This window comes from Solimonas sp. SE-A11 (assembly GCF_030345715.1).
Lineage (GTDB): Bacteria > Pseudomonadota > Gammaproteobacteria > Nevskiales > Nevskiaceae > Solimonas_A.
Genome location: NZ_JAUASX010000016.1, coordinates 76,785 through 89,150 on the forward strand (window position 1 = coordinate 76,785; position 12,366 = coordinate 89,150).

At 68.4% G+C, this 12,366-nt stretch carries 13 protein-coding genes; 11 read left to right on the top strand and 2 right to left on the bottom strand.

Annotated features, from left to right (window positions below):
• Positions 1–44: 44 nt before the first annotated feature.
• The 6 genes from gatC to QT386_RS17245 are packed head-to-tail and all read left to right on the top strand — an operon-like array spanning position 45 to position 6,778.
• The gene (gene gatC, locus QT386_RS17220) at positions 45–332 is read left to right on the top strand and encodes an Asp-tRNA(Asn)/Glu-tRNA(Gln) amidotransferase subunit GatC (RefSeq protein WP_289274977.1); all 288 of its coding nucleotides are present in this window, start codon (positions 45–47) and stop codon (positions 330–332) included.
• A 37-nt stretch (positions 333–369) separates the two neighbouring features.
• Positions 370–1,827, top strand: coding sequence for an Asp-tRNA(Asn)/Glu-tRNA(Gln) amidotransferase subunit GatA (gene gatA / locus QT386_RS17225; RefSeq protein ID WP_289274978.1), 1,458 nt, complete (start codon positions 370–372; stop codon positions 1,825–1,827).
• 4 nt (positions 1,828–1,831) lie between these two features.
• Positions 1,832–3,277 carry an Asp-tRNA(Asn)/Glu-tRNA(Gln) amidotransferase subunit GatB gene (gatB, locus tag QT386_RS17230; RefSeq protein ID WP_289274979.1) on the top strand — a complete coding sequence of 482 codons (1,446 nt, stop codon included), beginning with the start codon at positions 1,832–1,834 and terminating at the stop codon, positions 3,275–3,277.
• Positions 3,274–4,140, top strand: a complete 867-nt coding sequence (locus QT386_RS17235) for an Hsp33 family molecular chaperone HslO (protein ID WP_289274980.1) — start codon at positions 3,274–3,276, stop codon at positions 4,138–4,140. Before gatB ends, QT386_RS17235 begins: the two co-directional genes overlap by 4 nt.
• 9 nt (positions 4,141–4,149) lie before the next feature.
• Positions 4,150–4,611 carry an SET domain-containing protein-lysine N-methyltransferase gene (locus tag QT386_RS17240; RefSeq protein WP_289274981.1) on the top strand — a complete coding sequence of 154 codons (462 nt, stop codon included), beginning with the start codon at positions 4,150–4,152 and terminating at the stop codon, positions 4,609–4,611.
• Between the two features lie 7 nt (positions 4,612–4,618).
• Positions 4,619–6,778 carry a sensor histidine kinase gene (locus tag QT386_RS17245; protein WP_289274982.1) on the top strand — a complete coding sequence of 720 codons (2,160 nt, stop codon included), beginning with the start codon at positions 4,619–4,621 and terminating at the stop codon, positions 6,776–6,778.
• Here QT386_RS17245 and QT386_RS17250 read toward each other — a convergent pair.
• Both QT386_RS17250 and QT386_RS17255 read right to left on the bottom strand, forming a co-directional pair.
• The gene (locus tag QT386_RS17250; RefSeq protein ID WP_289274983.1) at positions 6,775–7,290 is read right to left on the bottom strand and encodes a DUF4398 domain-containing protein; all 516 of its coding nucleotides are present in this window, start codon (positions 7,288–7,290) and stop codon (positions 6,775–6,777) included. The two genes, QT386_RS17245 and QT386_RS17250, sit on opposite strands and share 4 nt — an antisense overlap.
• The gene (locus QT386_RS17255; RefSeq protein WP_289274984.1) at positions 7,290–7,634 is read right to left on the bottom strand and encodes a DUF4398 domain-containing protein; all 345 of its coding nucleotides are present in this window, start codon (positions 7,632–7,634) and stop codon (positions 7,290–7,292) included. Before QT386_RS17255 ends, QT386_RS17250 begins: the two co-directional genes overlap by 1 nt.
• 114 nt (positions 7,635–7,748) lie before the next feature.
• Here QT386_RS17255 and QT386_RS17260 point away from each other — a divergent pair, with 114 nt between their 5' ends.
• The 5 genes from QT386_RS17260 (at position 7,749) to purU (ending at position 12,318) form a co-directional block, all read left to right on the top strand.
• Positions 7,749–8,555: a DUF1295 domain-containing protein gene (locus tag QT386_RS17260; protein ID WP_289274985.1), complete on the top strand. Its 807-nt coding sequence runs from the start codon at positions 7,749–7,751 to the stop codon at positions 8,553–8,555.
• A gap of 56 nt (positions 8,556–8,611) precedes the next feature.
• On the top strand, positions 8,612–9,655 hold the full coding sequence (locus QT386_RS17265; protein WP_289274986.1) for a cyclopropane-fatty-acyl-phospholipid synthase family protein: 1,044 nt from the start codon (positions 8,612–8,614) through the stop codon (positions 9,653–9,655).
• A gap of 1 nt (position 9,656) precedes the next feature.
• Positions 9,657–10,640 (top strand): MBL fold metallo-hydrolase, encoded by a 984-nt coding sequence (locus QT386_RS17270; protein WP_289274987.1) that lies wholly within the window; start codon positions 9,657–9,659, stop codon positions 10,638–10,640.
• The gene (locus QT386_RS17275; RefSeq protein ID WP_289274988.1) at positions 10,637–11,377 is read left to right on the top strand and encodes a hypothetical protein; all 741 of its coding nucleotides are present in this window, start codon (positions 10,637–10,639) and stop codon (positions 11,375–11,377) included. The genes QT386_RS17270 and QT386_RS17275 overlap by 4 nt, the downstream gene beginning before the upstream one ends.
• 71 nt (positions 11,378–11,448) lie before the next feature.
• Positions 11,449–12,318 carry a formyltetrahydrofolate deformylase gene (gene purU / locus QT386_RS17280; protein WP_289274989.1) on the top strand — a complete coding sequence of 290 codons (870 nt, stop codon included), beginning with the start codon at positions 11,449–11,451 and terminating at the stop codon, positions 12,316–12,318.
• The last annotated feature ends 48 nt before the right edge of the window (positions 12,319–12,366 follow it).

Consider the following 12,366-nt stretch of genomic DNA (forward strand, 5'->3'; position numbering starts at 1 on the left):
TAGAATTGCGTATCCGCACATCTTAAACGATTCCTACCCAAAAAATGAGCCTGAGCCCCGAGCAGATCCGGCAGGTCGCCAAGCTGGCGCGCCTGGAACTGAATCCTTCCTTAACCGATGCCTATGCGGGCCAGATTTCCAACATCCTGGAGCTGGTCGGCCAGCTGTCGGCCGCCAAGACCGAGGGCGTGGGACCCATGGCCCACCCCCTGGACATGACCCAGCGCCTGCGCCCCGACGAGGTCAGCCAGCCCGACCAGCGCGAGGCCTTCCAGGCCATCGCCCCGGCGGTGCAGGACGGCCTGTACCTGGTGCCGAAGGTCATTGAGTGATTTTTGCCCGGGCCTGCCCGGGCTCTGAAGGACATCCATGCATACCCTGTCGATCAAGCAGTTGGGCGAGGCCCTGCGGGCCAGGAAGTTTTCCTCCCGCGAGCTGACCCAGCACTACCTGAAGCGCATCGAGGCTTTCGATCCGCAGCTGAACAGCTACATCACCGTCACCGCCGACCTGGCCCTGGCCGCGGCCGATGCCGCCGACGCCCGCCTGGCCCGCGGCGAGGGCGGTCCGCTCACCGGTATCCCCTTGGGGCAGAAGGATATTTTTTGCACGACGGGGGTGCGGACCTCCTGCGCCAGTCGCATGCTGGACAAGTTCGTCTCGCCCTACGACGCCACCATCGTCAAGAAGCTGCAGGCCGAGGCCGGCATGCCCATGCTGGGCAAGCTGAACATGGACGAGTTCGCCATGGGCTCCTCCAACGAGACCAGCTGGTATGGCCCAGTGAAGAACCCCTGGGACGTGACCCGCGTGCCCGGCGGCTCCTCCGGCGGCTCGGTGGCCGCCGTCGCGGCCGGCCTGGCCCCCGTGGCCACCGCCACCGACACCGGCGGCTCCATCCGCCAGCCCGCCGCCCTGACCAACCTCACTGGCATCAAGCCCACCTACGGCCGCGTGTCGCGCTTCGGCATGATCGCCTTCGCCTCCAGCCTGGACCAGGCCGGCGTGGTGGCCCGCTCGGCCGAGGACGCCGCCCAGGTGCTGCAGGCCATGTCGGGCTTCGACCCGCTGGATTCCACCAGCCTGGACCGCCCGGTGGACGACCTGGTCGCCCCCCTAGGACGCTCCATCCAGGGCCTGCGCGTGGGTCTGCCCAAGGAGTACTTCGCCGAGGGCCTGGATGCCGGCGTGCGCGCCTGCATCGATGGCGCCATCGCCGAGCTCAAGAAGCTGGGCGCCACCTTCACCGAGGTCTCGCTGCCCAACTCGCCGCTGTCGGTGCCGACCTACTACGTCGTCGCCCCGGCCGAGGCCAGCTCCAACCTGGCCCGCTTCGATGGCGTGCGCTACGGCCACCGCGCCGAGGGCGTCACCGCCCTTGAGGACCTGTACAGCCGCAGCCGCGCCGAGGGCTTCGGCCCCGAGGTGCAGCGCCGCATCATGATCGGCACCTACGTGCTGAGCCATGGCTACTACGACGCCTACTACCTGCAGGCGCAGAAGGTGCGTCGCCTGATCTACGACGACTTCCGCCGCGTGTTCGAGCAGGTGGACGTGATCCTGGGCCCCACGGCCACGGACGTCGCCTTCAAGCTTGGCTCCAAGACCGACGACCCGGTGTCGATGTACCTCAACGACATCTACACCATCGCCGCCAACCTCGCCGGCATCCCGGCCATGAGCCTGCCCTGCGGCTTCAAGGACGGCCTGCCCGTCGGCCTGCAGCTGATGGGCAATTTCTTCGACGAGGCCAAGCTGCTCAACGTCGCCCACCAGTACCAGCAGGTCACCGGCTGGCACCAGCAGTCGCCCAAGGGTTTCGAGTAAGAACATGAGCTACGACAACTGGGAAGTCGTCATCGGCCTGGAAGTGCATTGCCAGCTGCAGACGAAAACCAAGATCTTCTCCGGCGCCGCCACCGCCTACGGCGCGGCCCCCAACACCCAGGCCGATCCGGTCACGCTGGGCTTCCCCGGCGTGCTGCCGGTGCTGAACCATGACGCCCTGCAGATGGCCGTTAAGTTCGGCCTGGCCGTGGATGCCACGGTGGCCGAGCGCAGTGTGTTCGCGCGCAAGCATTACTTCTACCCCGACCTGCCCAAGGGCTACCAGATCTCGCAGTACGAGCTGCCGATCGTAGCCTGCGGCCACCTCGACATCGAGCTGGCCGACGGCTCCATCAAGCGCATCGGCATCACCCGCGCGCACATGGAGGAAGACGCCGGCAAATCGGTGCACGACGCCTATGCCGGCCAGTCCGGCATCGACCTCAACCGCGCCGGCACGCCGCTGCTGGAGATCGTCTCCGAGCCGGACATCCGTTCCTCGGCCGAGGCCGTGTCCTACCTCAAGAAGCTGCACCAGCTGGTCGTGTACCTGGGCATCTGCGACGGCAACATGCAGGAAGGCAGCTTCCGCTGCGACTGCAACGTCTCCGTGCGCCCGCGCGGCCAGAAGGAATTCGGCACCCGCACCGAGACCAAGAACGTCAACTCCTTCCGCTACGTCGAGAAGGCCATCGAGTACGAAATCGGCCGCCAGATCGACGTCATCGAGGCCGGCGGAAAGATCGTGCAGGAGACGCGCCTGTTCAACCCGGATACGGGCGAGACGCGTTCCATGCGCAGCAAGGAAAACGCCAACGACTATCGCTACTTCCCCGATCCGGACCTGTTGCCGGTGGTGGTGAGCGCGGACGATGTCGCGCGCATCCGGGCCACCATGCCGGAGCTGCCCGAGGCCAAGCGCAACCGCTTCGTCGAGCAGTATGGCCTGCCCAAGTACGACGCCACCGTGCTGACCGGCGAAGCCGCCCTGGCGGACTACTACGAGGCCGTGGTCAAGACCTCCGGCGGCGACGCCAAGACCTGCGCCAACTGGGTGATCACCGATCTGCTGGGCGCGCTCAACAAGCTGGGCAAGGAGATCGGCGAGTCGCCGGTGTCCGCGCCGATGCTGGCAGGCCTGGTCGCGCGCATCGCCGACAAGACCATCTCCGGCAAGATCGCCAAGGACGTGTTCGAGGCCATGCTGGCGGGCGAGGGTGACGCAGACGCCATCATCAAGGCCAAGGGCCTGGTCCAGATCACCGACGAGTCGGCCATCATCAAGGCCATTGAGGACGTCATGGCCAAGAACCCCGGCCAGCTCGCCGAGTACCGCTCCGGCAAGGACAAGCTGTTCGGCTTCTTCGTCGGCCAGGCCATGAAGGCGACCCAGGGCAAGGCCAACCCCGATGCCCTCAATCGCTTGCTCAAGAAAAAGCTGGCCCCGTGAACGAGTTGCGCGAGCTGCTGTTTCCCGAGCGCGGCGTCCGCGGTGCCTACCTGGACCTGCGCGAAGGCATCCGTGACATGACCGGCTGGCGCGAGTACGCGTCCGACGTCCACCGCCTGCTGGGCCAGGCCCTGGCGGCGACACCGCTGCTGGCCTCGCACCTGAAGTTCGAAGGGCGCATCAACCTGCAGTTCAAGGGCAGCGGCGACCTGCAACTGCTGGTGACGCAGATCGACCACCAGCTGGAACTGCGCGGCATGGCCAAGGCCACCGATGGCGCCAGCGGCGCCTTCCGCGAGCTGATGGGCGAGGGCATGCTGGCCATGGTGATGGAGCCGGCACGTGGCACGCAGTACTACCAGGCCATCGTCGAGATCGCCGGCAACTCGCTGGCCGAGGCGCTGGAGGGCTACTTCACGCAGTCCGAGCAGCTGGCCACCTTCATCCGCCTGGCCGCCGGCCCGGATCGCCTGGTAGGCCTGATGCTGCAGCGCCTGCCTTCCGACGAGGTCAAGGACGGCGACGCGCACTGGGAGCACATGCTGGCCCTGGCGCACACCGTCACCGAGCCGGAAATGCTGCAGAAGGACGGCGACACCCTGCTGCGCCACCTGTTCCATGAAGAAGACCGCCGCGTCTTCGAGCCGCGCCCCGTGCATCTGCGCTGCCGCTGCAGCCACGCCGGCATCTCGGCGATGCTGCTCGGGCTGGGCCAGGAAGAACTGCAGCCGGTGCTGGACCAGCACGGCAAGGTTGCCGTGACCTGCGAGTTCTGTGGCCGCGAGTACAGCTACACCGAGGCCGACATCCGCGCGCTGCTGGATGCCGACAATGCCACCGGCGACAACGAAACCAGGCAATAGCCCGCATCCATGATCCTGCCGCGCTACCGGGTCGATGTCTCCGGCATTTCCGGCGCCGGCAAGGGCCTGTTCCTGGACGAGGCCGTCCTGCGCGGCCGCGTCATCATCGCGCCGGACAACATCCATACGGTCTGGCCCGAGGCGCAGTTGCGCCGCCATCCGGCGGATTCGCGCGAAGTGGAGTCCAGCGTGCGCTGGTTCGAGGACCAGTTCTCGCTGACGCCGGAGTGGAGCGACGAGTGCTACGTCAATCACTCGTACACGCCGACCGCGCTGTGGCACCTGGGCTTCATCTTCGCGCTGGCTGACCTGCCAGTGGGCACCGAGGTGACCATGGATTACCGCTACGTGATCGGCGACGGCGAGCGCATGCCCTTCACCGATACCGCCACCGGCCGCGAGATCGTCGGCTTGCCCTGGAGCGAGGTGCTGCGCGACGGCGCACGTGCGCTCCTGGCACTGACCGACTGAGCCGCGCATGAACTCCGCGCGCGGCGGCATCGCGGCCCCCTACCGGCGCCTGCTGGGCGCCCTGCTGTACGCTGCCCTGGTGGTGATCGCGGCCACCCTGGCCGCCACCCGCCAGCCCTGGCTGGGCCTGCACCTCGGCTACGCCGCCGGCAGCAAGGCGGCGCAGGTGCAGGTCGCGGAAGGCCCGGCGGCGGCGCTGCCTCGGGGCATGATGCTGACCGCGCTGGCCGCACCGGGCGCCGCCCCCGTGGAGCTGCGCGAGGCAGACCTCACGCCGGAGCCGGATGGCAGCTTCGGGCGCTACGCCGAGTTCCACGAATTCCTCCAGCGGCAGGATCGCCTGGCCGGCCTGATGCACGAGCCCGAGCTGCGGCTGATCGACGCCGACGGCCAGGCGCACCGCCTGCGGCCGGGCGACCATCGCCCGCTGCGCTCGCTGCCCTTCGAGTTCTGGCTGCAGATCATGGTCGGCCTGCTGGCCTGGCTGATCGCCACCGGCGTCTGGGCCTTCAGGCCGGGCGAGGCCTCGGCCCGCTACCTGCTGCTCAGCGCCTGGGGCGTGCTGACCTTCGCCCCCGCAGCGGCGGTCTACAGTACGCGTGAGCTGGCCCTGCCGATGCCGCTGTTCCGCCTGCTGTCGGAGCTGAACTGCCTGGGCGCCTTCGTGTTCTGCTCGGCGCTGATCGCCCTGCTCTGGTACTACCCACGCCGCCTAGGCCGCTCCCCGCTGGGGCCGGTGCTGGTGATGGGCTATGTCGCCTGGGTGATCGCCCAGGCGGCCGGCGCCTTCGAGACGATCCCGGTCGGCCGGCATGCGCCGATCATGCTGGGCTTCCTCTCCACCTTCATCCTGGCCGGCGCGCAGTGGCGCAACACCCGCAGCGATCCGGTGGCGCGTGCCTCGCTGCTGTGGTTCCTGCTGTCCTGGCTGCTGGGCAGCGGCGCCTTCGTGATGCTGACCGTGGTGCCGCAGATGTTCGGCGTGGATACGGCCAACCTGCAGGCCTATGCCTTCCTGCTGTTCCTGCTGATCTACGTCGGCATCGCGCTGGGCATCCTGCGCTTCCGCCTGTTCGATCTGGGCGACTGGTGGTTCCGCATCTGGACGCTGTTCCTCGCCGGCGCCCTGGTGATCGCCGCCGACCTGCTGTTGGTGCTGTGGTTCGGCTTCGAGCCGACCCTGGCGGCGTCGCTGACGCTGGCCGTGATCGGCTGGGCCTACTTCCCCGCGCGCCAATGGCTGCTGGAACGCCTGGTGCAGCGCCCGCGCCCGGACGTGGAGGCCCTGCTCGGGCGCCTGCTGGACACCGCCGAGCCGGACCCGCGCGAGCTATGGCGGCGCAGCCTGTCGGAACTGTTCCGCCCCCTGCAGATGGAAACGGTCGAGCCCGGACGCGGCGGCCACCAGATCGGCGACGACGGCGTTAGCCTGCGCGTGGACCCCGGCCCCGGCCACCCGGCCTTCCGGCTGCGGTACCCAGCCAGCGGCCGGCGCCTGTTCTCGCGCCAGGACCTGGCCCTGGTCGAGCTGCTGCAGCGGCTGATCGAGAAGCTGCTGCTGCGTGATCGCCTGGTCGGCGAGGGCGCCGAAATCGAGCGCCAGCGCATCGCCCAGGACCTGCACGACGATGCCTGCGCCAAGCTGCTGACCGTGGCCTGCCAGACCCGCGAGCCGACCACCGAGGGTCGCCTGCGCGAGGTGCTGGAGGATGTGCGCGTGGTGGTGCACTGCCTCAGTGGCGGTGCGCAGCGCCTGCAGGACCTGGTGCCGCAGTGGCGCTCCGAGGCCGCCGACCGCTGCGAGGCGGCGGGCGTGGTGCTGGACTGGCGCTCGCCGGACTCTTTGCCGGAGTGCTGGCTGTCGCCGGTGCTGACCGCCAATGCCGCGCGCATGCTGCGCGAAGCCCTTAGCAATGCCCTGCGCCATGCGCGGCCCGCACGCATCGCCGTGCGCCTGCAGATCGCCGAGGGCCCGCTGTCTTTCACGGTGGAGCACACGGGCCAATTGCCGGAGTCCGTCGGCCAGCGTCCGGGCATGGGGCTGCGCAACCTGCAGCGCCGCGCCAGTGAAGTTGGCGGCGAGTTCAGCCTGCAGCAGCAGGGCGCGCTGATTCGCGCGCAGTGGCAGCTGCCGCTGCCGCAGTCGCTGACCTCGACCGGAGCCTAGGGAGCAGTCTCCACCGGCACCGGCACCGGCTGCGCGTCGGGCGGCGGCGGCAGTGCCGACTTCTGCGGCGGGGCGGCCGGGATTTCCTGCGGGGCTTGCGGTGTCATGGGCGGCACCGGCTCCGGCCGCATTTCCGGCGGCGGGATCGCGATGACGCCCTCCACCTCCTGCGACACCGGCACGGCGCGCTCCCGCTCCTCTACGTCGGTCAATGCCCGGATGCGGTTTTCCACGATCCGCCGCTGTGCCTGCGCGCGGGCGATCTTCAGGCGGTTGCCGGCCAGGTAGAGCTTCTGCTCCAGCTCGCCGTCGCCCGCGCTGAGCGAGTCGGCCGCGGCATCGATAGCCCGGTCGGCCTCGACCATCGCCACCGGCGCCAGCCCGCCGAGCTGCGGGTCTTTCTCCAGTTGATCCAGTTCGGCGCGCAGGGCATCCAGCTCCGGGCTGGTCTTGGGCGCCGAGGCGCAGGCCGCGATCAGCAGGCAAGCCAGCAGGGCAGCGCAGGCACGCATCAGGGCTTCTCCGCCGCGGTGGCCGGCTGCAGTTCCCGCAGCTTCGCCTGGGCCTTGGCCAGGTCCGCCAGCGCGATGGACAGCTCGGCGTCGGCCCGTGCCTGCTCGGCAAGCCGGCGTGCCTGCGGGTAGTCGGGTGCCTGCAGCGCGCTGCGGGCCTGGTCCAGCTTGCCGCGTGCGCGTTCCAGCGGCCCCTGCGCCTCGGCCACCGCCGTGCCGGTACCGGCCTTGCCCACCGCCACTTCGGCAGCTTCCAGAGCCTCATCGGGCCGCATCGGCTTGCTGCTGCAAGCGGCGAGGAGCAACAGGCCCAGGCAGGCCAGGGTGGCAGAATGTGTCTTCATGGACGCAATTCTTGATCCGCCATGAGAAGTGGCGCAAGCCGTGGGCCGGAAAATGCCGGCTAGAATCCGGATCAGCGCCAGCGACGTATACACGCAAAAGCCCACGGGATTTCCATGACTGCACTGCTTACCGCCGCAACCGGATTAGCCTGCGTCTTCGCCTTCATCAGCCTGGCCTGGGTGGTGCAGTGGCGCAGCGGCAATGCCGGCATCGTGGATGCCTTCTGGTCCTGGAGCCTCGGCTTCCTGGGCCTGTGGTACGCGCTGCTGGGACCGGCGCCAGAACCACAGCGCCTGCTGCTGGGCGTCATGGCCGCGCTGTGGGGCCTGCGCCTGGGCCTGCACCTGTTCCTGCGCAACCACGGAAAGCCCGAGGATCGGCGCTACAAGAAGTTCCGCGACGAGTGGGGCGCGCAGGCCAACCGCAACATGTTCTTCTTCTTCCACTTCCAGACCCTGTTCGCGATGCTGCTGTCGGCGGCGTTCCTGGTGGCGGCCTACAACACCCAGCCGGTGGCGCCCGCGCTGCTGGCGCTGGCCGCGGCGATCTGGCTGGTGTCGGTGATCGGCGAGGGCATCGCCGACCGGCAGATGGAGCGCTTCCGCGCCAATCCTGCCAACCACGGCCAGGTCTGCCGCGACGGCCTCTGGCGCTGGTCGCGGCATCCCAACTACTTCTTCGAGTGCCTGCACTGGCTGGCCTACCTGCCGCTGGCCGTGGGCTCGTCCTGGTGGCCCGCTGCGCTGGTCTCGCCGCTGGTCATGTGGTGGCTGCTGATGCGCATGTCGGGCATCCCGATCCTGGAAGCCCACATGGCTGCATCCAAGACGGGCTACGCCGAGTACATGCGGACGACCAGCGCGCTGATTCCCTGGCCGCCGAAGAGCCGGGAATCGGGAATGGGGAATCGGGAATCGTAAAAGACCCCCCGCTTCCACGATTCCCGATTCCCCCATTCCCCATTCCCGCTTAAACCATGAACCTGATCCAGTTGACCGAGCGCGGCCTTTTCCCGGATGTCCTGGTGCGCGCCGGCATGCGCCAGCTGATCTCGCAGCGGCTCAGTGCCGAGGAGAGCGTGAAGGGCGAGCTGCGCTCGCAGCGCTACAACCGCTGGCTCGACGAACTGCGCGCCAGCCCCATCGCCATCGAGACCAAGGCCGCCAACCAGCAGCACTACGAGGTACCGGCCGACTTCTTCAACCTGCACCTGGGCCCACGCCTGAAGTACTCCTGCGCGCTGTACCCGCAGGGCAGCGAGACTCTGGGCGAGGCCGAGGAGAAGATGCTGGCGCTCTATGCCGAGCGTGCGGGCCTGGTCGACGGCATGCGCATCATGGACCTGGGCTGCGGCTGGGGCTCGCTGTCGCTGTGGCTGGCCGAGAAATACCCGCGCTCGCAGATCGTCGGCCTGTCCAATTCGCACGGCCAGCGCGAGTTCATCGAGCGGCGCGCGAAGGAGCGCGGGCTGTCCAACGTCCGCATCCTCACCGGCAACGTCGTGGACTTCGATTTTCCGGCCGGTGGTGTAGACCTTGGCTTCGACCGCGTGATATCGATCGAGATGTTCGAGCACATGCGCAACTACGGCCTGCTGCTGGCCAAGATCTCGCGCTGGCTCAAGGCCGACGGCAAGCTGTTTGTGCACATCTTCGCGCACAAGCTGCTGAGCTACCCCTACGAGGTCAAGGACGAGACCGACTGGATGACCCAGTACTTCTTCCTGGGCGGCATCATGCCCTCCGAGAACCTGCTGCTGAACTTCCAGGACGACCTGAAAGTGGAGCGGCAGTGGTGGGTGTCCGGCCAGCACTACGAGAAGACCTCCAACCACTGGCTGGCCGGCATGGACGCGGCCAAGGCGCAGATCATGCCGGTGTTCGAGACTGCCTATGGCCGCGACGCGGCCATCTGGTTCCAGCGCTGGCGCATGTTCTACATGGCCGTGGCGGAATTCTTCGGCTACGCCCAGGGCAACGAGTGGGGCGTGGCGCACTACCTGTTCTCGCGCAGGGGCTGACATGCCGCGCCATCCGGTGTCCGACCACTGCGACGGCGAGCGCTTCCACAACGCCGAGCCCTTCAGCAAGAGCGCCGCGGAACTGCTGCGCTGGCGCCTGTCGCGCCAGCGCGGCAAGTGGCTGCGCGACCTGAGCCCGCACAACCAGCCGCCGCCGCCGGCGCGCGTGGGCGAGGGCAACCTGCGCGCCACCTGGGTCAACCAGGCCACCGTGCTGCTGCAAGCCGACGGCCTCAACCTGCTGACCGACCCGGTCTGGTCGGAGCGCGTCAGCCCGGTGCAATGGGCCGGCCCGCGCCGCTTCCGCGCCCCCGGCATTCCCTTCGATGAACTGCCGCCCATCGACGTGGTGGTGGTCAGCCACAACCACTACGACCACATGGACGCCGATACCCTGCGGCGCCTGTGGCGCGAGCATGATCCGGTGTTCGTCACTGCGCTGGGCGACGGCCAGCACCTGCGCGGCTGGGGACTGCAGAAGATCGTGGAGCTGGACTGGGGGCAGGCCTGGACCCTGCCCAACGGCCGCACGCTGACCGCGGCCCCCGCGCAGCACTGGAGTGGCCGCGCCGGCTACGACGCCAACCGCACGCTGTGGATGGCCTGCGTGATCCAGACCGCCGGCGGCCCGGTGTACTTCGCCGGCGACAGCGGCTACGGCGGGCACTTCACCGCGGCGCGCCAGCGCCACGGCGCCATGCGCCTGTCGCTGCTGCCCATCGGCGCCTACCTGCCGCGCTGGTTCATGGCCTACCAGCACATGGACCCGGCCGAGGCCGTGCAGGCGCATCTGGACCTGGACTCGGCGCTCAGCCTGGGCATCCACTACGGCAGCTTCGAGCTGGCCGACGACGGCCAGCACCAAGCGGTGGAGGATTTGCACAAGGCGCTGGACGCGCAGGACCTGCCGCGTGAACGGTTTCACGCCGCGGCATTCGGCCGGGGCTATGATGTGCCTGCACTCGCCACGGGGTTCTACGGATGAAACTGACGCTTGCCGTGCTGTCGATGCTGCTGGCAACCGCCGCACAGGCCGAGGTCCAGCGCTTCTACGGGCATGCCTACGACCTGAAGAGTGGCGCCTACCTCTACACCGAGGTGCATGCCCAGACCGTGGAGAACGGCCGCTGGCTCGGCGGCACCATCGACTACTTCGGTCCCAAGGGCGATAAGCTGGGCCACAAGACGCTGGAATTCCAGAACCACGAGTTCGTGCCGGTGTTCCGGCTCGACCTGAACTACGGCTACATGGAGGCCATCAGCGACAATCGCGACGCCGTGACCATGGAGCGCCGCGAGCGCGCCGGCGGCAAGACCGAGACCAAGACCATCAAGAAGGTCTCGCCGATGTGCGCCGACTCCGGCTTCCACAGCTGCCTGCGCGCCCACTTCGCCGAGCTGCAGGCCGGCCAGAGCGTAAAGTTCACGCTGGCGGTGGCCGGCAGCCTGGACAGCTTCCGCTTCCGCGCCGCCAAGGCTGGCGACACCCAGTGGCAGGGCATCAAGGCCGTACTGATCAAGGTGGAGCCCGACTCCCTGCTGCGCCTGCTGGCCGGCCCCCTGGAGTTGGTCTACGAGCCCACCCAGCGCCGCCTGCTGGAGTTTCGGGGCATCTCCAACATCCACGACCCGCGCTCCGGCAAGCCCTACGACGTGCGCATCATCTACCCGGACAAGCCCCCGGCGGACGCGCCCTCGCCGTTGCCGCCGCTGGGAAGCTGAGGCCGACCCAGGGCAGACGGGGACGGGGGGAACCCCTACAATCGCGGCTTTCGCCTGCCGTTGTGCGCGTCATGACCACCCTGCCCGAAACCACCGCCCGCCTGCTGATCACCTGCCCGGACCGCCCGGGCATCGTCTCGGCGGTGACCACCTTCCTGTACCACCACGGCCTCAACATCACCGAGCTGGACCAGCACTCCAGCGACCCCAGCGGCGGCAAATTCTTCATGCGCCTGGAGTTCCAGACGCCGAACCTGGACGTGTCCCGCCCGGCGCTGACGCAGGCCTTCGGCGAGGTGGTGGGCAAGCGCTTCGAGATGGACTGGCGCCTGAGCTTCGCCGCCGACAAGCCGCGCATGGCCCTGCTGGTGTCCAGGCATGACCACGCCCTGCTGGAGCTGCTGTGGCGCTGGCAGCGCGGCGAGCTGCACGCCGACATACCCCTGGTGATCTCCAACCACCCGGACCTGCGCGAGAGCGTGGAGGGCTTCGGCGTGCGTTTCGAGCATGTGGCCATCGACGCCGCCACCCACGCCGAGGCCGAGGCGAAGATGCTGGGCCTGCTGGCCGGCCAGGCCGACCTGATCGTGCTGGCGCGCTACATGCGCATCCTCAGCGGCGAGTTCGTGGCCAACTACTCCAGCCGCATCATCAACATCCACCACTCCTTCCTGCCGGCCTTCGTCGGCGCGGACCCCTACCAGCAGGCGCAGTTGCGCGGCGTGAAGATCATCGGCGCCACGGCCCACTATGTGACCGCGGACCTGGATCAAGGCCCGATCATCGAGCAGGACGTGGTGCGTGTCTCGCACCGTCACGAACTGGTAGACCTGAAGAACCTGGGCCGCGACCTGGAGCGTCAGGTGCTGGCGCGCGCCGTGCGCTGGCACGTCGAGGACCGCGTCATCGTCGACGGCAACAAGACCGTGGTCTTCTCCTGATTCCGTCAGGCAACGAAAAAGGCCGGCGCATGCGCCGGCCTTTTTTGT

Bases quoted from the DNA above. Each gene is read 5' to 3' on its own strand.
- gatC (WP_289274977.1), top strand. From the start codon at position 45: ATGAGCCTGAGCCCCGAGCAGATCCGGCAGGTCGCCAAGCTGGCGCGC.
- gatA (WP_289274978.1), top strand. From the start codon at position 370: ATGCATACCCTGTCGATCAAGCAGTTGGGCGAGGCCCTGCGGGCCAGG.
- gatB (WP_289274979.1), top strand. From the start codon at position 1,832: ATGAGCTACGACAACTGGGAAGTCGTCATCGGCCTGGAAGTGCATTGC.
- QT386_RS17240 (WP_289274981.1), top strand. From the start codon at position 4,150: ATGATCCTGCCGCGCTACCGGGTCGATGTCTCCGGCATTTCCGGCGCC.
- QT386_RS17245 (WP_289274982.1), top strand. From the start codon at position 4,619: ATGAACTCCGCGCGCGGCGGCATCGCGGCCCCCTACCGGCGCCTGCTG.
- QT386_RS17250 (WP_289274983.1), bottom strand. From the start codon at position 7,290: ATGCGTGCCTGCGCTGCCCTGCTGGCTTGCCTGCTGATCGCGGCCTGC.
- QT386_RS17255 (WP_289274984.1), bottom strand. From the start codon at position 7,634: ATGAAGACACATTCTGCCACCCTGGCCTGCCTGGGCCTGTTGCTCCTC.
- QT386_RS17260 (WP_289274985.1), top strand. From the start codon at position 7,749: ATGACTGCACTGCTTACCGCCGCAACCGGATTAGCCTGCGTCTTCGCC.
- QT386_RS17265 (WP_289274986.1), top strand. From the start codon at position 8,612: ATGAACCTGATCCAGTTGACCGAGCGCGGCCTTTTCCCGGATGTCCTG.
- QT386_RS17270 (WP_289274987.1), top strand. From the start codon at position 9,657: ATGCCGCGCCATCCGGTGTCCGACCACTGCGACGGCGAGCGCTTCCAC.
- QT386_RS17275 (WP_289274988.1), top strand. From the start codon at position 10,637: ATGAAACTGACGCTTGCCGTGCTGTCGATGCTGCTGGCAACCGCCGCA.
- purU (WP_289274989.1), top strand. From the start codon at position 11,449: ATGACCACCCTGCCCGAAACCACCGCCCGCCTGCTGATCACCTGCCCG.